Origin of the sequence: Promicromonospora thailandica, from assembly GCF_024171955.1 — a bacterium.
GTDB classification, from domain to species: Bacteria; Actinomycetota; Actinomycetes; order Actinomycetales; family Cellulomonadaceae; genus Promicromonospora; species Promicromonospora thailandica.
On the sequence record NZ_JAMTCS010000009.1, the window covers coordinates 187,420 to 206,469 of the forward strand.

Below are 19,050 nucleotides of genomic sequence, written 5' to 3' on the forward strand. Positions count from 1 at the left end.
TGCCATACGATGTGCATGATGCACATTCAATATCGTGACGGCGGGCCCGGGGGTGGACGATGACGTCCTCGATCGATCGGATCGAGTACGAAGGCATGCTGTTCGGGAGGCACCTGACGTCGCTGCCGGCCGGCCGGTCGCGCCGCCGGGGCGGCCTGCTCGACCCGAGCGCCTACGTGCTGCTGAGCCTGCTCGAGGCCGGGGGGCCGTCCACCATCGCGCAGCTCACCGCCGCCACCGGGCTGGACGCCTCGACGCTCAACCGCCAGACGGCCGCGCTGCGCACGGCGGGGCTCGCGGAGCGGTTCGAGGACCCTGACGGCGGGCCGGCGCGCAAGCTGCGGCTGTCCGAGCACGGGCGGCGGATGCTGGACGAGGAGCGGCGGGCCAGCCGGGACTCGCTCGCCGAGCTCGTGACCGACTGGTCCGAGGAGGACCGGGCGCGGTTCGCCGAGCTCCTCGCCCGGTGCAACCGTGCGGTCGAGGAGCGCTCGGGGCGGTACTGGCCACGTCCCTGACCCCCGGGCGCTTGACCCGGCGCGTGATCAAGTGATTTAGTCACTTCATGACTCAAGGTAGAGCCTCCTTCTCGGAACAGCTCGCGGACGACATCGTGCGGCTGATCCGCTCCGAGAGCCTCGGCCCCGGCGACGTGCTGGAGTCCTCCCGCGACCTGGCCAAGCGCTTCGCCGTCACCACGCCGACCGTCCGCGAGGCGCTGCGGCGGCTGGAGGCCACCGGCGTGGTCGAGCTGCGGCACGGCTCCGGCACGTACATCGGCCCGGGCATCGAGCGGTCCGTGCTGGCCAACCCGCACCGGCCCCGCATCACCCGGTCCTCGGTGATCGAGCTGGTCCAGGCCCGTCTCGTGATCGAGCCCGGCATCGCGGCGCTGGCCGCGAGCGCCCGCGACGACGCCGCGCTGCAGCGGCTGGAGGCGGCTGCGGCGACGGCGTTGCAGCCGCCGGTGCACGGCCACCGGCCGGCGCTGAACTTCCACGTGGAGCTGGCGGCGGCGTCGGGCAACGGGCTGCTGCGCGAGACGGTGGAGGCGCTGCTGCACGTGCGTGCCTCGGAGCAGACGGAGATCCGGTTCCGGTACGACGACCGGCAGCGGGACCACGCGGAGCACGTCGAGATCCTGGCGGCGGTGCGCGACGGTGACGCGACGGCGGCGGAGCGGCTGACGCGGGAGCACCTGACGACGATCCGGACGTCGCTGGAGTCGGCCGACTTCGGGGAGGTGGCACCGTGACCGCTCCGGACCGCCTCGCCGAGATGACCACGCGGGAGGCCGCCGACGCCGTGGCCCGCGGCACGGTGGTGCTGATCCCGGCGGGTGCGCTGGAGCAGCACGGCCCGGGCATGGTGCTGGGTACCGACCTGGTGCGGGCCGAGGGCGTGGTCGCCCGGGTGGCCGCGAACCTGGCCGGGCGCGTGGTGGTCGGCCCGTCGATCCCGGTGGGGGTCTCGCCGCACCACATGGCCTTCCCGGGCACGGTCACCCTGACCACGACGACGTTCGCCGCCGTGGTGCGCGAGTACGTGACCAGCCTGCACCGGCACGGCTGGACGCGGTTCCTCGTCGTGACGGGGCACGGCGGCAACAACGCCACCCTGACCGCGGTGGCCCAGGACCTGCTGGTGTCCCACCCGGGGATCCAGCTCGCGTGGTCGCCCCTGACGTCGCTCGCGGGCGACGCCGTCGCCGCCCTGGACCCGAGCCCCGTGCACGGGCACTCCGGGGAGGCGGAGACCGCGCAGATGCTCCACCTCGCACCGCACCTGGTGCACACCGACCGGCTCGAGCCGGGCACCACCACCCACGACGAGCTCGACGACGTCTCGCGGACGGCGCGGCACCACGCGCAGCCCACGCTGACCCTGCCGTACGACCGGCTCAGCGCGAACGGCGTGCTCGGCGACCCCCGCCGCGCCACCGCGGAGGACGGCGCGGCGATCGTGAAGGCGATCGTCGCCCGGATCACGGCCTTCCTCGAGGAGTGGCCGGCCGCCTAGCGACCGCCACGACCCGACACCCCCACCGGCGCCCGGCCCCACCGGGTGCGGCTCCGCCCTGCCCGAGAAGCACCTGTCCAGGAACGCCCTGCCCAGAGAGGACTCGCATGTCAACGACGACAGCACCGCAACCCACCCCCGCCGCGCACGGGGCCCGCCGACGGCGGCGCCCCGCCGCCCTCGTGGCCGCCCTGGCGCTCGCGCTGTCGGGGCTGGCCGGCCTGGCCGGCCCTGTCGGCCCCGCCACCGCGGCCCCCGCACCCGTGCTGCCCGACGCTGCCACGACGCCGTCGGGCAGCACGACACAGGGCAGCCCGAGCCGTCCCGTACGTTCCGCCGGCTGCGGGACCGCGCCCGGCCAGCAGCCCGGCACGAGCGTGCTGCGCACCCTGACCAGCGGCGGGCGCGAGCGCACCGTGCAGCTCCACCTGCCCGACGGCTACCGCGCCGACCGGGCGTGGCCCGTGGTGCTCGTGTTCCACGGGCGCGGCAACACCGGCGCAGGCACTGAAGCCTTCTCCGGCCTGGACGCGCTGCCCGCCGTCGTCGCGTACGGCAACGGCGTGGTCGGCACGGGCGACGGCGACCGCCAGGCCTGGGAGGGCGCGCCCTACTCCGCCCCCGGCGTCGACGACGTCGCCTACACGAACGACCTGCTCGACACCCTCGAGGCCGAGCTGTGCGTCGACACCCGGCGCGTGTACGCGACCGGCAAGTCGAACGGCGCAGGGTTCACCGCGATCCTCGCGTGCGAGCTCTCGGACCGGGTCGCCGCGATCGCGCCCGTCGCCGCCGCGCTGTACGGCACCGGCCACCCCACGTGCGCGCCCGAGCGGCCGGTACCCGTCATCGACTTCCACGGCACCGCCGACGCCACCATCCCGTACGGCGGCGACGCCGACCGCGGCCTGCCCGCGGTCCGCGACTGGGTGGGCGGCTGGGTCGACCGCGACGGCTGCCGGCCCCGGCCCCGCGTCGAGCAGACGGCGCACGACGTGACCACCACCCGCTGGACCGGGTGCCGTGCCGGCGCCGAGGTCACGCACGTGGCCGTGCTCGGCGGCGGCCACACCTGGCCCGGCGAGGACAGCTACTCCGGCGGCGGGTACGCCACGCACAGCATCGAGGCCCACGAGGTCATGTGGGAGTTCCTGCGCGACGAGCGGCTGCCGCTGCGGTTCGCGCGCACCACCGACACGGAGGCCCGGTCATGAGCACCACGTCCACACCGCGCACGGGCGCCGAGGCCGACCGCCTGCCCGCCGTCCTGCGGGCGCTCGCCGTCGTCGAACGCGTCGGCAACGCGCTGCCGCACCCGTTCTGGCTGTTCTGGATCCTCGCGGCGATCCTCGGTGTCACGAGCGCGGGCCTCGCGGCCGCGGGCGTGTCCGTGGTCTCCCCGGCCGACGGCGAGACCGTCGTGGTGCAGAACCTGCTCAGCGGCGCCGGGCTGGCCATGGCCGTGTCCACCGCGGTCGACAACTTCGCGACGTTCGGACCGATGGGCACCATCGTCGCCGTCATCATGGGCGTCGCGATCGCCGAGCGCACCGGCTTCCTGTCCGCGGCGATGAAGGTCTCCGTGTCCCGGGTGCCCGTCTCCTGGGTGGTGTTCGCCGTCGCGTTCGCCGGCACCGTCTCGCACGTGGCCAGCGCCGCCGCGTACATCATCCTGGTGCCGCTCGGCGGGCTCGCGTTCCGGGCCGTCGGCAAGTCGCCGATCCTCGGCGTCGTCGTCGCGTACACGTCCATCGCGTCCGGCTACGACGCGAGCCCCGTACCCACGCCCAACGACGCGATCTTCGCCGGCATCACCACGGAGGCCGCGCGCATCATCGACCCGGCCGCCTACGTGTCACCCGTGAGCAACTGGTACTTCAACATCGGGTCCTCGCTGCTGCTCGCGATCGTCATCACCCTCGTCACCAACCTGGTGCTGGCCAGGCGCCCCGACCTGGACGCGGATCCCGACACCCTGCAGGGCGAGGGGCTGGAGGACGTCGAGCGCCTCGAGCTCTCGCCGCGGGACCGCGCGGCCCTGCGTGCCGCCCTGCTGACCGGGCTCACCGCGATCGTGCTGGTCGCCGCGGTGGTGCTGCCGCCGTCGTCCCCGCTGCGCGGCGAGGGCGGGAGCCTCACCGAGTCCCCGTTCCTGGACGGCATCGCGGCGCTCGTGGCCGTGCTGTTCGCGCTGGTCGGCATCGTGTACGGCTGGCGCTCCGGCGCCGTCACCAAGGCCGGCGACGTGCCCCGGCTCATGGCCGAGGGCGTACGTCAGATGGCGCCCGTGCTCGTGCTGTTCTTCGCCATCGCCCAGTTCCTGGCCTACTTCGACTGGACGCACATCGGCGACGTCATCGCCGTGAACTCCGCCGAGGCCCTCGAGCAGACCGGCGTGCCCATCTGGGTCGTGTTCCTCGCGATCCTCGCGCTGCTGTCCGTGGTCAACGTGCTCGTCACCAGCGGCTCGGCGATGTGGGCGCTCGCGGCGCCGATCGTGGTGCCGATGCTCATGCTGCTGGAGGTGCCCGCCGAGACCACGCAGGCGCTGTTCCGCATCGCGGACTCCGGGTCCACGGCGGTCACGCCGATGAGCCCGTACTTCATCATGGCGCTCGGGTTCCTGCAGCGGTACCGCAAGGACGCCGGCATCGGCACCCTCGCCTCGTACACGCTGCCGCTCGCGGTGTGCATGACGCTGGCCTGGACGCTGCTGTTCTTCGCCTGGTGGGGGCTCGGCATCCCGCTCGGACCGGGCGCGCCCGTGCGCTGACGTACCGGGGCCCCGCCGTCGTCCACGACCGCGGGGCCCCGGTACGTCAGTCCGGCAGGTCCGCGACCGCGAAGTACGTGGTGCAGGCGCCGCCCTCGGCCTCGTAGCCCGTCGACAGCTCGAGCACCTCACCCCGCTCCGGCAGGGCCAGGAGGGTCGGGCTGTAGTTGGGGCAGTAGTCGTTCCAGGGGTCGAGGATGCCGACCGGCGCCGGCGCGGCGGCCCACGGCGACTCCGGGGCGGCGTCGTTGGCCAGGAGCGTGGCGCCGCTGCCGGGCAGCACGTTCCCGTCCGCCCCGTACAGCATCTGGCCGACGGCGAGCAGCCGCCCGTCCGGCGTGCCGTCGTCGTACCAGGAGATGTTCGGTGTGTGCCGGAAGTGGACGCCGTCCGCCGTGGTCACGGGGTGGCCGAGGACGGCGGGGTCGCCCCAGGAGGTGCCGTCGGGGGAGCGGCGGGTGTAGTGCCGGCAGTCCTCGACCGGGCCGCACACCTCGTAGCTCATCAGGTAGGTGCCGTCCGGCAGGGTGCGCACCACCGGCATGCCGGGCCGCAGGTCCGGGTTCTGGGCGGCGACGACGTTCTCCAGCGGCCCCCACGTGCGGCCGTCGGGCGAGGTGGTCTGCACGAGCGTCTGGCTGTGCGCGGGCTGCTGGTTCTCGTCCGAGACGTACAGCGCGAGCCGGCCGTCCGGCGTGACGGCGAGCTCCGGTTCCCACAGGCCCTTGCCGCCGGGCGCCGTGGCCGCGGTGGAGACGTGCTCCCACGTGCGGCCCTGGTCGGCGCTGGCCCAGACGGGCAGCGTCATGCGGCGCGTGGACTCGTCCTCCTGCTGACCCACCGACGCCGACCACAGGAGCGTGCCCGCCGCGAGGTCGCCCACCTGGCGGGGCAGCTCGTACAGCGTCGAGCAGCACAGGCCCTTCGTCGCGCCGGGGTCGGAGACGGTGCCGGTGCGCTCGAACGTGCGGCCGTCGTCCGTGCTCGTGAAGATCGCGCCGTGGCCCACGTCGCCGTCGAACGTGACCACGCTCGCGACGATCGTGCCGTTCGCCGCACCCGAGTGCGCCAGCCGGACCGCGCGCGGGTACAGGGCGACGCCGTCCATGAGGCGGGTGCCGTTCAGGGCGCCGCCGGGCGGTGCCTCGGCGGCCGCCGCCGGTGGGTCGGCGGTGGGCGTGGGAGCGGGCGTGGCTGCGGCGGCCCCCGGCACGGCGAGGGCCGCGAGGGCGAGGGCGGCGAGGACGGGACGGACGGCGCGACGTAGGACCACGGAGGGCACCTCTCTGATCGACTCTGATCTCGGCGTTCACGCTAGTGACCGGGTGAATCTGAGTCAACGTTGAATCAGGCCCTGTTCGTCGGTGGCCGGCGGTGCTCAGGAACCGGCCCGAGCCCGGTACCGCAGCGGCGACACCCCGACCTCCCGCTTGAACGCCGTGCTGAACGCGCCCTCGGAGGCGTAGCCCAGCTCGGCGGCCAGCGCCCCGACCCGCACGTCGGTGCGGCGCAGCGCGCGCTGGGCCAGCAGCATGCGCCACCGGTTCAGGTAGGTGATGGGCGGCACGCCCGACACGGCGCGGAACCGCTCGGCGAACGACGTCCGGGACATCGCGGCAGCCCGGGACAGGTCCACGAGCCCCCAGGCCCTGGCCGGCTCGCCGTGCATGAGGCCGACGGCGGGTCGCAGGCGCTCGTCCGCGAGCAGCCGCAGCCAGCCCGGCGGCCCGGTCCGTCCGCCGGTCTGCTCCACGTAGGCGCGCAGCACCTCCAGCAGCAGGACCTGCCCGTGCTGCCGCACCGCGAAGGCCGACCCCATGCGGCGTTCCGTCACCTCCACGTACAGGCGGTGCAGGGTGGCGCGCAGGCTGGTCGCCGCCGCGCCGGTGCCCCGGACGTGCGCCAGGGCGGGGAGCGCCTGGCCCAGCAGCGACCGCCCCGCGGGGTCGAGGTCGACGTGCCCGCCGATCACGACGTCACCGTCCGCCCCGACCAGGGGGAACGAGGCGAAGTCGGCGTCCGGCTCCACCTCGCGCGGCGGGCCGTCGCCGTCGCCGCCCTCGGCGACCAGTCCGAACCGCCCGTTCAGGACGCCCACGTCGCCGGCCTCCAGGACGACCGGCCCGGCCGTGTCCACGCCGTCGAGGGTCAGGCGGGCGCTGCCGCCGACCACGGCGAGGAACTTGATGCCGTCGACCTCGGCGTGCGAGACCCAGGGGCCGCGCACGGCGAACCCGCCCGACACCAGGCCGCGCACCTCGACGAGGTCGAACACCTCGGAGAGCTGGTCCTCGATCACCTCCGTACTATCGCGGAAGAAATGCGGACCGACAACCATTCATAGTCCGGTCGGGGCGGGTCAGGCTGGTGCCATGACATCGAGAACCTCCCACAGCGCCCAGCACCCCCTCGGAACCGGCTTCACCCCGGCGTCCACGGCGGACGACGTGCTGCGCGGCATCGACCTGACCGGTACGAACGTGATCGTCACCGGTGGCCACAACGGCATCGGGCACGAGACCACCCGGGCCCTGGCGGCCGCGGGCGCCACCGTCACCGTCGCCGCACGCAACCCCGACCGGGCCGCGGAGCGGCTGGCCGGCATCCCACGCGTCGAGACCAGCCGGCTGGACCTCATGGACCCGGCGTCGGTCGACGCGTTCGTGGGTCGCTACCTCGACTCCGGTCGCGCCCTGCACGTGCTGGTCAACAACGCGGGGATCATGGCGGGCCCCCTGGTGCGCGACGCGCGGGGCTACGAGTCGCAGCTCGCGACCAACCACCTGGGCCACTTCCAGCTGACCCTGGGCCTGCTGCCCGCGCTGCGGGCGGCGCACGGCGCGCGCGTGGTCAACCTGACCTCCGGGGGGCACCGTCTCTCGGACATCCGGTGGGACGACCCCCACTTCACGTCGGGCTACGACGACCTGGGCATGCTGGCCTACGGCCAGTCCAAGACCGCGAACGTGCTCTTCGCCGTTGAGCTGGACCGGCGCTGGGCCGCCGACGGCATCCGCGGGTACGCCGTGCACCCCGGCATCGTCATGACCACCAGCCTGGGTCCGTTCCTCGCCGAGGGCGAGGAACGGACCCCGTGGCTGGACGACGACGCGCAGCGTGCCATGGGGCTGGTCGACGAGGCGGGCGAGCTCGTCATCGACCCCTACCACGAGAAGAAGACCGTCCAGCAGGGGGCGAGCACGAGCGTGTTCGCGGCCACGAGCCCCCTGCTGGCGGACGTCGGCGGCGTCTACCTCAAGGACAACGACGTCTCCCCGCTCGACGAGTCGCCCCAGCGGCTGGACTTCACCACCGAGCAGAACCCCGCGGCCACCGTGGTGCCGCACGCGATCGACCCGGTCTCGGCCCGCCGCCTCTGGGCGCTGAGCGAGGAGCTGGTGCGGGCGGGCACGGCCGAGGCGTGACCCGTCGGGCCGCGGGCTCCGGTCAGCCGGCCGCCTCGACGGCGGACCGGAGCTCCTCGATGAACGCGTCGGCGGCCTGCTCCGGCGTGAGGTCGCCGAACTGCACCCGCTGGTTGTAGCGCGAGAGCATGGTGTCCACCTCGCTGGCGCCGTTCGGGGTGATGGGCGGGGCGTTCCCCGACCGGTCGGTGACCTGCTCGGTGAAGGTGAGCGCCTTGCGGCCCGCCTCGTCCAGGGTGGGCTCGAGGTCCGCCTGGAACTGCTCGTTGGCGGGGATGCCGCGCTCCGTGCCGAACGCCTGGGCGACCTCCGGGTCGTTGACGAGGAAGTCGATGAGCAGCGCGGCCTCGGCCGGGTGCTCGGACTGGGACGACGCCGCCCAGTACATCGACGGCTTCGGGTACTGGAAGCCCGGCGGCGTGCCCGGGTCGGTGGGCCAGTCCACGATCTCGTAGTCGAAGTCCGGCGCGGCGGCGGCGATCGCGGTGAACAGGCCGCCGGGCTGGAACGACATCGCGGTCCTGCCGAGCACCGTGTCTCCCTGGTCCAGGGGCAGGCCCTGCTGCTCGCTCAGGTGCGCCGCGTCCGGCGCCGCGCCGGACTCGATCCAGTCGAGCTCCTGCTGCCAGTAGGCGGCGAGCGTGTCCGGGTCGATGGCGACGTCGCCCTCGGCGTCGAACAGCTCGTCGCCCCGCTGGCGGGCGAAGATCCCCAGGGAGAACGACTCCCAGCCGAACGGGCTGACGCCGTACGCCTCCCCGCCGGACGCCTCGCTGATCGCCTCCGCGGCGGCGTCGAAGTCGTCCCAGGTCCAGGTGTCGGTGTCCGGGACCGGCACGCCGTACTTCTCGAAGAGGCTGGTGTTGAGCACCACGCCGTTGCCGGCCACCCCGATCGGCACCGCGTACAGCCTGCCGTCGACCGTGCCGGAGGCGAGCACGTTCTCGGGCAGCGAGCTCGCGTCCAGGAACTGCGGTACCGCGTCGAGGTCGAGCAGCGCCCCCCGGCCCGCGTAGGAGGACAGGTAGAGCTGGTCGAACTGCACGACGTCGGGCATGTCCGCGGCCGCGGCAGTCGTCGCCAGCCGGTCCCAGTAGCCCGACCAGTCCGAGTAGGTGGGCTCCACCGTGATCCTGGGGTGCTCCTTCTCGAACAGCTCGATGGCGTCGAGCGTCGCCTGGTGGCGGGCGTCCGCACCCCACCAGGTGATCGAGAGGGTGACCTCGCCGTCGCTGAGCTCGGCGTCGGCCGGGTCGGGCGCGATGCCGCACCCGGCCAGGCCGAGCACCAGGGTCAGCGCGGAGCCCACCAGCACGGTCCGGCGCGCGGGTCGTTCCATCGTCGTCCTTCTTTCGGTCGGAGGTGCCGGTCGCCGCATCACTTGCCCCCGGTGGTCGCGATCCCGCGCAGCAGGAAGCGCTGCCCGAACAGGAACACCAGGAACACCGGGACCAGGGACACGACGCTCATCGCGAACAGCGCGCCGAAGTCGGACTGCGACTGGGCGTCGATGAACTGCCGCAGCGCCACCGGGACGGTGTAGAGGTCCGGGTCGGTCACGAAGATGAGCTGGGAGAAGAAGTCGTTCCAGGTCCAGATGAACGTGAAGATCGTGGTGGTGGCCAGGGCGGGCACCATCAGGGGCAGGATCACCTGGAGGAAGATGCGCGCGTGGCCGGCGCCGTCGATCCGCGCCGCCTCGTCGAGCTCGCGCGGGATGCCGCGCACGAACTGCACCATGAGGAACACGAAGAACGCGTCGGTGGCGAGCAGCTTGGGCACGATGAGCGGCAGGTAGGTGTTGATCCAGCCGAGCTGGGCGAACAGCACGTACTGCGGGATGATCAGCACGTGCACGGGCAGCATGATCGTGAGCAGCATCGCCGCGAACGCCACGGTCTTGGCCCGGAACTTCAGCCGGGCGAACGCGTAGGCGGCCATCGAGCAGGACACCAGGTTGCCGACCACCGAGCCCAGCACCACCACCACCGAGTTCAGCAGGTAGCTGCCGAACGGCTTGCTCAGCGCGTTCCAGCCGTCGGGGTAGTGGCTGAGGTCGAACGTGTCGACGAACAGCCCGGGGTGGGTGAAGATCTGGTCGTTCGGGCGCAGCGAGCTCGTCACCATCCACAGCAGCGGGTAGAGCATCACGACCGCGACCAGGATCAGGCCGACGTGGGCCAGGATCCGGGGGCGGCGCCGGCGCTGCGTGACGGTGAGGGGGCGGTCGCCCGGCTCCGCGGCCGGGTCGATGGTCGGGTCGGGGGTCGCGAGAGTTTCAGTCGTCATAGAACACCCAGTACTTCGAGGCCCAGAAGTTCAGGGCCGTGAACGCGCCGATGATGAGGAGCAGCAGCCAGGCGAGCGCCGACGCGTACCCCATGCGGAAGCCGGCGAAGCCTTCCTGGTAGAGGTACAGCGAGAAGAAGAGCGTGGAGTCGGTGGGCCCGCCGGAGCCGTTGGAGACGATGTAGGCCTGCGTGAACGACTGGAAGGTGCCGATCAGGCCGAGCACCAGGTTGAAGAAGATGATGGGGCTGAGCAGGGGCAGCGTGATGGAGCGCAGCTGCTGCCACCGGTTGGCGCCGTCCGTGGCGGCGGCGTCGTAGTACTGCCGGGGGATCTGCCGCAGGCCCGCGAGGAAGATGACCATGGGCGCGCCGAACGTCCAGACGTGCAGCACGATCAGGGTGCCCAGGGCCGTCTCCGGTTCGGCGACCCAGGCGGGTCCGGTGATGCCGAACAGCCCGAGGAACGCGTTGACCAGGCCCTCGCCGCCGAAGACGAGGCGCCACAGCACCGCGATGGCGACGCTCGCGCCGAGCAGCGACGGCAGGTACAGCACCGAGCGGTAGAACGCGAGCCCCCGGATGCCCCGGTCCAGCAGGTACGCCAGCGCGAGGGCGACGACGAGCTGGATGGGCACCGACACCACCACGTAGGTGAGCGTCGCGGCCAGCGACCGCCCCAGGCGCTCGTCGCCGAGCATGCGCTGGACGTTCTCCAGGCCCACGAAGTTCGGGTCCTGCAGCAGGTTGTAGTCGGTGAACGCGAGGTACAGGGAGGCCAGCACCGGGCCGACGGTGATGCCGAACAGGCCCACGAGCCACGGCGCCAGGAACACCAGCGCGGCGCGGGAGTCCCGGCGTCGCTCCTTGGCCTCGGCCTCCTTCTGCGCGGGCGAGAGGCGGCCTCGGCCGGTGCGCCGCAGGGTGCGCAGCTCGCCGATCGCGCTCACGGTGTGCCGCCGTGCGGGAGGGTGCGGCGGAATCGGGACATGGATGCTCCTTCGGATCCTGTGGCGTGCGTCGGTGCAGATAGTGAACGTTCACTTTTCGACCGCCGTCACGCTAGTGAACGTTCACTATGCTGTCAACGGTCATGTCGGCCGACGGGACCGGAAGGGAACATGCATGTCCGAGGACGCGGTGCGGCGACCGACGATCGTCGAGGTGGCGCGCCTGGCCCAGGTCTCCCACCAGACGGTCTCGCGGTACCTGCGGCACAACGGCGGGCTCAAGCCCGAGACCGTCCGCCGCGTGGAGGCGGCGATCGAGGAGCTCGGCTACCGACCCAACCTGGTCGCCCGGTCCATGCGCACGCGGCGCACCGGCCGGCTGGCGGTGCTGCTGCCGGCCAACGTCGCCGCCCTGCCGACCCGGCTGCTCGGCGCCGCGGCGACGGCGGCCCACGAGGCCGGGTTCCTCATGGAGATCGTCACGGTCGAGGGCGGGCCGCAGGAGCGGACGGACCGCGCGCGCGACCTCATCACCTCCGGGCAGGTCGAGGGCGTGCTCTCGCTCAGCTCGCTGCCCGGGCTCAGCGACCGGCCCTCCACGCCGTCCAGTGCGGCGTGCGTGGTCGTGGGGGAGTACGACGAGGAGCTCCGCGGTATCGGCGAGCTGGCCGACGGCTCCATGGTGGGCGAGATCATCGAGCACCTCGCCGGGCTGGGGCACCGCGACTTCCTGCATGTCGCGGGTCCGGAGACCTGGGCGTCCGCGCGGGCCCGGCGCGCCGTCTACCTGGAGGTGGTCGACCGGCTCGGCCTCACCTCGCACGGCGTGGTCGACGGCGACTGGTCGGCCCGCGCGGGCTACGACGCGATCCACGCGCTGCCCGCGACGAGTCCGGTCACGGCCGTGATCGCGGCGAACGACCCGACCGCGACCGGTGTGGTGCGGGCCGCGCTCGAACGGGGCTGGGGCGTGCCGGAGCACCTGAGCGTGGTGGGCTGGGACGACGCCGAGCTGGTCCAGTACGCCACGCCGTCGCTGTCGAGCGTCGCGGTCGACCGGGAGGGCCAGGGAACCGACGCGATGCGCCGGCTGATCGCGCTCGTGCGGGGCGAGGAGCCGCCCGCACCCGTGGCCCGGCCGCTGAACCGGCTCATGCTGCGCGAGTCGACGGGGCCGGCGCAGCCGGGCGGCGTGAAGCCGCCGGGCGCGGCCGGCGGCACCTAGGATCGTCGGCGTGAGCCCGACCGACCGGAGCAACCATCAGATCGCGGTGCTCGTGCTCGAGGGCGCCAAGCCGCTCGACGTCGGCATCCCCGCGCAGGTGTTCTCCAACCGGCCGAGCATGCCCTACGAGGTGCGCGTCTGCGGCGCTGCGCCCGGCCTCGTGACCGGCGGCGACGGGCTGTCCTACCACGTGGCCGAGGGGCTGGACGCGCTGGAGCGCGCCGACACCGTCTTCGTGCCCGGCTACCGGACACCGGCCGACGCCGACCCGCCGGGCGTCGTCGTCGACGCGCTCAAGGCCGCGCACGCGCGCGGGGCGCGGCTGGCCGCGATCTCGACCGGGGCGTTCGCGCTCGCGGCGACCGGCCTGCTCGACGGGCGGCGCGCGACCACCCACTGGCACTACACCCGGGCGCTGCGCGAGCGGTACCCGCGGGTGCAGGTCGACGAGAACGTGCTGTTCGTCGACGAGGGCGCCGTGCTGACCTCGGCCGGTGCGGCCTCGGGCATCGACCTGTGCCTGCACCTGGTGCGCCGCGACCACGGCGTGGGCCTGTCCAACCACGTGGCCCGGCGGCTGGTCGCCGCGCCCTACCGCAGCGGGGGACAGGCGCAGTACGTGCCCCGCAGCGTGCCCGAACCGCTCGGCGACCTGTTCGCCGACACGCGTGCCTGGGCCCTGGAGCACCTCGCCGAGCCGCTCACGCTGGAGGCGCTCGCGCGCAACGCGCGGGTCTCGGCGCGCACCTTCTCGCGGCGGTTCGTCGAGGACACGGGCTACACGCCCATGCAGTGGGTGCTGCGCGCGCGGGTGGACCTGGCGCGCGAGCTGCTGGAGCGCAGCGACCTGGGCGTGGAGCAGATCGCGCACCGCGTGGGGCTGGGCACGGCGGCCAACCTGCGCCTGCACTTCCACCGGATCCTCGGCACGTCCCCCACGGAGTACCGGCACACGTTCTCGGCGTGAGCTCGGTCCGTTGCACCGCCCGGCCGACTGGATTCGGTCCCTTGCCTCGAGGTCGGTCCTTCGAAGGACCGACCTCGAGGCAGGCGACCGAACTCAGGGAGCGGGGCGCGCAGGTGACCGAGCTCAGGTGTCTCAGGTGTCTCAGGTGTGGCGCGATCCTTGCGAGGTATGGCGAAACACCTGGCGTGATCCTTGCGCCCACGGTCTTTCCAGCCGCTTTCGCCGCCGACGGCCGCGCCGCAGCATGGTGGGGACGAAAGGACACGGAACCCATGACCCGTATCGCCATCAACGGCTTCGGCCGCATCGGCCGCAACTCCCTGCGCGCGCTCCTGGAGCGTGACAGCACGCTCGAGGTCGTCGCGATCAACGACCTCACCGCCCCGGACGCCCTGGCGCACCTGCTCAAGTACGACAGCGCGCTCGGCCGCCTCGGCCGGCCCGTGGAGGTCGACGGCGACGAGCTCGTCGTCGACGGGCACCGCATCCGGGTGCTCGGCGAGCGCGAGCCCGCCAAGCTGCCCTGGGCCGAGCTCGACGTCGACATCGTGCTGGAGTCCACCGGACGCTTCACCTCGGCCGACGCCGCCCGCGCCCACCTCGGCGCCGGCGCCCGCCGCGTGCTGGTCAGCGCCCCCGCCGCCGGTGCCGACGTGACCCTCGCGTACGGCGTGAACACCGACGCCTACGACCCGGCCGCGCACACGATCGTGTCCAACGCGTCCTGCACCACGAACGCGCTCGCGCCGCTGGCCTCGGTGCTCGACGACCTGGCCGGCATCGAGCACGGCTTCATGACCACCGTGCACGCCTACACGCAGGAGCAGAACCTGCAGGACGGCCCTCACCGCGACTGGCGCCGGGCGCGCGCCGCGGCGGTCAACATCGCGCCGACCACGACAGGCGCCGCCAAGGCGATCGGCCTGGTGCTGCCGGGCCTGGACGGCAAGCTGTCGGGCGACTCGATCCGCGTGCCCGTGCCGGTCGGCTCCCTCGTGGAGCTGAACACCACCGTCGAGCGCGAGGTCACCCGTGACGAGGTGCTCGCCGCCTACCGCACCGCGGCCGACGGCCCCCTCAAGGGCATCCTCGACTACTCCGACGAGCCGCTGGTCTCCAGCGACATCACCGGCGAGGCGGCGTCCGCCATCTTCGACGCGGCCCTGGTCCGCGTCGAGGGCAGGCACGTCAAGGTCGTGGCCTGGTACGACAACGAGTGGGGCTTCTCCAACCGGGTCATCGACACCCTGGAGCTGCTGGCCCGCTCCTGAGCGCGGCACCGGCCTCCTCGACCCAGTGCCGCTGGCGCCGGGTCTCCACCGCGCGCGGGTGGTAGTGCGCGCGCACCCAGGCCACCGCGCCGGACGGGTCGACGCCGCTCAGCACCGCCAGGAGCGCGAGCGCCGTCCCCGTCCGGCCGACGCCCCCGCCGCACGCGATCTCGACCCGTTCGGACCCCGCCCGGGTGTGGGCCTCGCGGAGGGCGGCCAGGGCGTCGTCGGTGGAGGCGGGCAGACCGAAGTCGCGCCACCGCACCCACCGGTACTCCCAGCCCGCCACCCGGGGGTCGCGCCCGCGCAGGTAGACCGCGAGGTCGGGCGGGGGCGCGTCCCCGCGAGGCCTGCGCAGGCCCGTGCCGCGCACGCGCCGCCCGTCGGGCAGCTCCACGACGCCGTCGGCCGGTGGCCACGTGCGGGTCTGCTCCATGGCGCTCACGCTATCCGCGGCGCCCACCGATGAGTACTGCGGTTCCCCGCAGTCGACAGGGGAGGCGAACCGGAAGGAGCACCCGGATGAGTACCGTGTTCACGCACATGACCATGTCCCTGGACGGGTTCATCGCCGACCCCCAGGACGGGATCGACGACATCTTCGACTGGTACGACGCGGGCGACGTGGAGGTGCCCAGCGCCAACCAGGGCGTCTCGCTGCGGGTCGACGAGGCGAGCGCCGGCATGCTGTCCGACCTGATCGGCCGGACCGGCGCGCTCGTCTCGGGCCGGCGGCTGTTCGACATCACCGACGGGTGGGGCGACAGCCACCCGGTGGGCGCGCCCGTCGTCGTCGTGACGCACCGGCCGCCCCCGGACGCGGACCGGTGGCCGCGCACCACCTTCGTGGGCGACGTCGCGGACGCCGTCGCGCGGGCCCGGGAGATCGCGGGCGACAAGGACGTCACGATCGCGAGCGCGAACGTGGCCCAGCAGGCGCTCGCGCTCGGGCTGGTCGACGAGGCCTGCGTCAGCCTGGCGCCCGTGCTGCTGGGGGAGGGCATCCCGTACTTCGCGAACCTGCCCGCGCGGCTGATCCTGGGCGATCCCGAGGTGGTCCAGGGGCGCCGGGCCGTGCACCTGCGCTATCCGGTGCGGCGCTGAGCCACCGCGTGCCACGATGGCCGGCATGGTGACGAACTCGCGGATCCCTGCCGTCGAGCGCGCGACCGGGCGCGGCTGGGAGGAGTGGCTGGCATTCTTCGGACGCATCGGCGCGGCCGACCTGAGCCATCACGAGATCGCGACGGCGGTGCTCGGGGAGCTGGACGGTACCGGCCTGGAGAACCCCGCGTGGTGGGCGCAGTCCGCCGCGGTGGCGTACGAGCAGCACATCGGCCGGCGCATCCCCGGGCAGCGGCCGGACGGCACGTTCCAGACGAGCGTCAGCAAGGCGACGTCGCTGCCGATGGCGGCTCTCATGGACGCCTGGACGGCATTCGCGGCGGCGGACGACGACGTCCGCGGGCTGGTCTCCGCCGACCCGCGGGTCAGCGGCACCGACAAGCGCATCACCTGGCGGGCGAAGGGTCACGACGGGGAGTCGGTCGTGGTGATCAGCGAGCCGAAGAAGGACGGTGCGGCGTCGCTCGTCGTGCAGCACCTGGGCGCGGCCACACCGGAGCGCAACGACGAGGCACGGGAGCTCTGGCGCGCGGTGGTGGCCCGCTTCGTGCTGGGTGTGGAGCGCTGACCCTGCCTCTGCCTCTGCCTCTGCCTCTGGCTTCGGCCCCAGCCCCGGTGAGGTCGGTCGGTTGCCCCGAGATCGGTCCATCGATGGACCGATCTCGGGGCAACCGACCGACCTCACCGGGGCGTCAGAGGGTGTCAGAGGGGTGTGTCAGAAGGTCCAGCGCTGGGACTGCGCACCCGAGCAGGTACGGATCTCCAGGCGCTGGCCGTCGTGCTGCGGGGTACCGCCGACGGTCGTCAGGCACTTGCCCGACTGCGGGTTGACGAGCTCCTGGCTCGCCGACCGGTAGGTCCAGCTCTGCGCCCCCGTGCCGTTGCAGGTCCAGAGCTGCACGGCGGTGCCGTCCGTGGTGTTGCCGCCCGACACGTCGACGCAGCGGCCGAGCGCGCTCAGCGTGGAGCCCGAGCGGGTCCACGTCTGGGCGGCGTTGCCGCTGCAGCTCACGATCTGCAGCGGGTTGCCGTCGAACGAGTCGGCCCACGGCACGTCCACGCACATGCCGTTCGCGGCGCGCACCGTGCCGGTGCCCTGCGGCAGCGCGTCACCGCCACCACCGTTGCCGCCGTCGCCGCCCCCGCCGTCGCCCACCGAGCCGGGGATCGGGGACGCCGCGCCCTGGAACGGGTCGAGCTGCATGTACGCGGCGGTCGGGTTGCCGTCGTGCACCAGGGACTCCTGCGCCAGCACGTCGTCGAACGCGAAGCCGTACGCCTTGCCGTTGGCCATCTGCTGGTGGATGAACTTCGAGTAGTGGTCGGTCACCGGCTCCTGGTAGAAGTTCGAGGTGTTCGTGCCCGGCTGCGTGGTGGTCGAGTGCAGCGTCGTGCGGTGGAACCCGGCGCACAGGGTGCGGGCGATGGCGCCGATGTCGTTGTTCGGCGCCTCCAGGTCGCGGTAGCAGCCGAACACCGAGTCGCTGGACGGCTTGCGGAACTCGGTCACGTAGGCGCCCGCGGCGTTGGTGAACCGCATGATGCCGTTCTGCACCCGGCCGTAGAACACCTTGCCCGGCTCGTAGGAGTACGGCGCCACCGTCAGCGTCTCGTTCGTGTACTTGGACCACACCCGGTCGATGTAGGACGCCAGGGCGTTCGGGTCCATCTGGCCCGTCTCGATCGCGTGGCTCGGGGCCAGGATGCGCAGCAGCGAGCCGTCGGGCGCGAACTGCTCCAGGTTGTTCCAGCCGGGCGTCGCGTCGAGCGCGGAGCGCACGTTGGCGTACCCGTTCGGCTTGAGCATGCCGGTGCTGATCACCGTGCCGTCACTCCTGCGCAGACCCGTCTGGTACGGCGCCGACAGGAAGTCGACCTGCGTGCTGTTGATCCACAGCCCGTCGTCGTTCAGCGTGAACTCCGTCCAGCTGAACAGCTTGTTGCGGTTCGGGTCGCTGGGGTTCTGCACCGCCGGCTGCACCAGGCGGCCGTTGTTCACGATCTTGAACGACAGCTTCTGGCCGTACGAGAAGTAGATGCGACCCGACAGCTTGGGCAGCTGGATGGTCATCGACTGGCCCCGCGCCGGGCCCGCGATCGCCGCGTCCGGCGCGTCGACCGGCGTGCCGCCGACCGTGGGCCACTGGTGGAACGTGCCCGACGCGTCCGACCAGCCCAGCCGGTCCTCACCCGGCGTGCCCAGCACGTACACCCAGACCTGGTCGTTCCGGTCCGAGCTGTTGTAGACGGTCAGCGGGATCGTCGCCGGGACCGCCTCGGCGGCCTGCGGCTGGGGGCCGACGACGAGGGCGCTCGCGGTGAGGGCGAGCACGCCGAACGCCGCGACGGCGTTCAGCAGACTGCGGAATCTGAACCTGCGGGCTCGTGCCATGGGGGAGCTCCTTCGATCCGGCGGTACGACCTGTACTGACCGCTCTGTCAGTTACGCGGATGTTAGTGAGGAGACCTGCCATTGTCACCAGTCGGGAGCGTGGAAGCGCTTCCGCATGTGTAGGGGAGGGGTTAAAAAAGGCTTGCTACTGCGGATTGCGGCGGGTCAGAGCCTCCGCGCGGACGAGGGTGTGCCGGGTCAGCGGCGGGGTGATCGCCAGCCGAACGGGATCGGGATCGGCCCGCAGCAGCAGACGCCCTGGACGTCGGCCAGGGCCAGCATCCGCGCCGCCTGGTAGCACGCGAGAAAGCGTGCGGCCATGGGCAGGGCGGTCCTGACGAGTCCGTGCCGGGCGAGCAGGGTCCGCGCGGCGGAGGAGCAGCCGTCGTCGCCGTACAGGACGCCGTGGGCGCAGTGCCAGCCCTTCCGCGGCGAGATGCGTCGCTGATAGGTGGCGATCGCGCGGTCGACTGCTCGGGCTGCCGGGCTCATCTCGACACCGTACGGTCGCCCGGATCCACTCGCGTCCGGGCCCGGAGGCCGGCTGACCGTTCGAGATCTGGTGTTCGCGCCGAGATCTGGTCGCGCGCGACCAGATCTCGGCGCGAACACCAG

Annotated in this window: 19 protein-coding genes; 11 read left to right on the forward strand and 8 right to left on the reverse strand. The window is 72.9% G+C overall.

The genetic code is table 11. The features are described from left to right. Window positions 1-59 precede the first annotated feature (59 nt). From APR03_RS15750 to APR03_RS15770, 5 genes are all read left to right on the forward strand, one after another. The gene (locus APR03_RS15750; RefSeq protein ID WP_253837106.1) at window positions 60-518 is read left to right on the forward strand and encodes a MarR family winged helix-turn-helix transcriptional regulator; all 459 of its coding nucleotides are present in this window, start codon (window positions 60-62) and stop codon (window positions 516-518) included. Between the two features lie 47 nt (window positions 519-565). Continuing rightward, entirely contained in the window at window positions 566-1,255 is a 690-nt protein-coding gene (locus APR03_RS15755; protein WP_253837108.1) for a FadR/GntR family transcriptional regulator, read from the forward strand. Next, a complete protein-coding gene (locus APR03_RS15760) occupies window positions 1,252-2,019 on the forward strand; it encodes a creatininase family protein (RefSeq protein WP_253837110.1) in 768 nt (255 codons plus the stop codon). The genes APR03_RS15755 and APR03_RS15760 overlap by 4 nt, the downstream gene beginning before the upstream one ends. A gap of 107 nt (window positions 2,020-2,126) precedes the next feature. Further along, entirely contained in the window at window positions 2,127-3,233 is a 1,107-nt protein-coding gene (locus APR03_RS15765) for a CE1 family esterase (RefSeq protein WP_253837112.1), read from the forward strand. Continuing rightward, window positions 3,230-4,792 (forward strand): AbgT family transporter, encoded by a 1,563-nt coding sequence (locus tag APR03_RS15770; RefSeq protein WP_253837114.1) that lies wholly within the window; start codon window positions 3,230-3,232, stop codon window positions 4,790-4,792. The genes APR03_RS15765 and APR03_RS15770 overlap by 4 nt, the downstream gene beginning before the upstream one ends. Before the next feature lie 46 nt (window positions 4,793-4,838). Here APR03_RS15770 and APR03_RS15775 read toward each other — a convergent pair whose 3' ends face one another. Together APR03_RS15775 and APR03_RS15780 are read right to left on the reverse strand one after the other, a co-directional pair. After that, window positions 4,839-6,065 carry a sialidase family protein gene (locus tag APR03_RS15775; RefSeq protein ID WP_253837116.1) on the reverse strand — a complete coding sequence of 409 codons (1,227 nt, stop codon included), beginning with the start codon at window positions 6,063-6,065 and terminating at the stop codon, window positions 4,839-4,841. Window positions 6,066-6,170: 105 nt separating this feature from the next. Then, complete coding sequence (locus APR03_RS15780; RefSeq protein ID WP_253837118.1) at window positions 6,171-7,091, reverse strand: AraC family transcriptional regulator; 921 nt, start codon at window positions 7,089-7,091, stop codon at window positions 6,171-6,173. A 73-nt stretch (window positions 7,092-7,164) separates the two neighbouring features. Here APR03_RS15780 and APR03_RS15785 point away from each other — a divergent pair, with 73 nt between their 5' ends. Further along, the gene (locus APR03_RS15785; protein WP_253837120.1) at window positions 7,165-8,217 is read left to right on the forward strand and encodes an SDR family NAD(P)-dependent oxidoreductase; all 1,053 of its coding nucleotides are present in this window, start codon (window positions 7,165-7,167) and stop codon (window positions 8,215-8,217) included. A gap of 22 nt (window positions 8,218-8,239) precedes the next feature. Here APR03_RS15785 and APR03_RS15790 read toward each other — a convergent pair whose 3' ends face one another. Genes APR03_RS15790 through APR03_RS15800 form a run of 3 tightly spaced genes read right to left on the reverse strand, consistent with a single transcriptional unit; the run spans window position 8,240 to window position 11,455 of the window. Next, window positions 8,240-9,556 carry an ABC transporter substrate-binding protein gene (locus tag APR03_RS15790; RefSeq protein WP_253837122.1) on the reverse strand — a complete coding sequence of 439 codons (1,317 nt, stop codon included), beginning with the start codon at window positions 9,554-9,556 and terminating at the stop codon, window positions 8,240-8,242. A 38-nt stretch (window positions 9,557-9,594) separates the two neighbouring features. Further along, a complete protein-coding gene (locus tag APR03_RS15795; protein WP_253837124.1) occupies window positions 9,595-10,506 on the reverse strand; it encodes a carbohydrate ABC transporter permease in 912 nt (303 codons plus the stop codon). Beyond that, the gene (locus APR03_RS15800) at window positions 10,496-11,455 is read right to left on the reverse strand and encodes a carbohydrate ABC transporter permease (protein ID WP_253837126.1); all 960 of its coding nucleotides are present in this window, start codon (window positions 11,453-11,455) and stop codon (window positions 10,496-10,498) included. Before APR03_RS15800 ends, APR03_RS15795 begins: the two co-directional genes overlap by 11 nt. 175 nt (window positions 11,456-11,630) lie before the next feature. On the opposite strand from APR03_RS15800, the gene APR03_RS15805 reads away from it, so the two are divergent. The 3 genes from APR03_RS15805 to gap all read left to right on the forward strand — a co-directional run bounded on the left by APR03_RS15805 (window position 11,631) and on the right by gap (window position 14,918). Beyond that, window positions 11,631-12,680, forward strand: coding sequence for a LacI family DNA-binding transcriptional regulator (locus tag APR03_RS15805; RefSeq protein ID WP_253837128.1), 1,050 nt, complete (start codon window positions 11,631-11,633; stop codon window positions 12,678-12,680). Between the two features lie 10 nt (window positions 12,681-12,690). Further along, window positions 12,691-13,647, forward strand: a complete 957-nt coding sequence (locus APR03_RS15810) for a GlxA family transcriptional regulator (protein ID WP_253837130.1) — start codon at window positions 12,691-12,693, stop codon at window positions 13,645-13,647. Window positions 13,648-13,919: 272 nt separating this feature from the next. Next, a complete protein-coding gene (gene gap / locus APR03_RS15815; protein ID WP_253837132.1) occupies window positions 13,920-14,918 on the forward strand; it encodes a type I glyceraldehyde-3-phosphate dehydrogenase in 999 nt (332 codons plus the stop codon). Here gap and APR03_RS15820 read toward each other — a convergent pair. Then, complete coding sequence (locus APR03_RS15820) at window positions 14,884-15,354, reverse strand: protein-tyrosine phosphatase family protein (RefSeq protein ID WP_253837134.1); 471 nt, start codon at window positions 15,352-15,354, stop codon at window positions 14,884-14,886. The two genes, gap and APR03_RS15820, sit on opposite strands and share 35 nt — an antisense overlap. Before the next feature lie 86 nt (window positions 15,355-15,440). Here APR03_RS15820 and APR03_RS15825 point away from each other — a divergent pair, with 86 nt between their 5' ends. Then, window positions 15,441-16,022, forward strand: coding sequence for a dihydrofolate reductase family protein (locus APR03_RS15825; protein ID WP_253837135.1), 582 nt, complete (start codon window positions 15,441-15,443; stop codon window positions 16,020-16,022). A 25-nt stretch (window positions 16,023-16,047) separates the two neighbouring features. Further along, window positions 16,048-16,611, forward strand: coding sequence for a hypothetical protein (locus APR03_RS15830; RefSeq protein ID WP_253837136.1), 564 nt, complete (start codon window positions 16,048-16,050; stop codon window positions 16,609-16,611). A 147-nt stretch (window positions 16,612-16,758) separates the two neighbouring features. Here APR03_RS15830 and APR03_RS15835 read toward each other — a convergent pair whose 3' ends face one another. Continuing rightward, the gene (locus APR03_RS15835) at window positions 16,759-18,435 is read right to left on the reverse strand and encodes a beta-1,3-glucanase family protein (protein WP_253837137.1); all 1,677 of its coding nucleotides are present in this window, start codon (window positions 18,433-18,435) and stop codon (window positions 16,759-16,761) included. 198 nt (window positions 18,436-18,633) lie between these two features. Continuing rightward, window positions 18,634-18,927: a membrane protein insertion efficiency factor YidD gene (gene yidD, locus APR03_RS15840; protein ID WP_253837138.1), complete on the reverse strand. Its 294-nt coding sequence runs from the start codon at window positions 18,925-18,927 to the stop codon at window positions 18,634-18,636. Window positions 18,928-19,050: the final 123 nt, after the last annotated feature.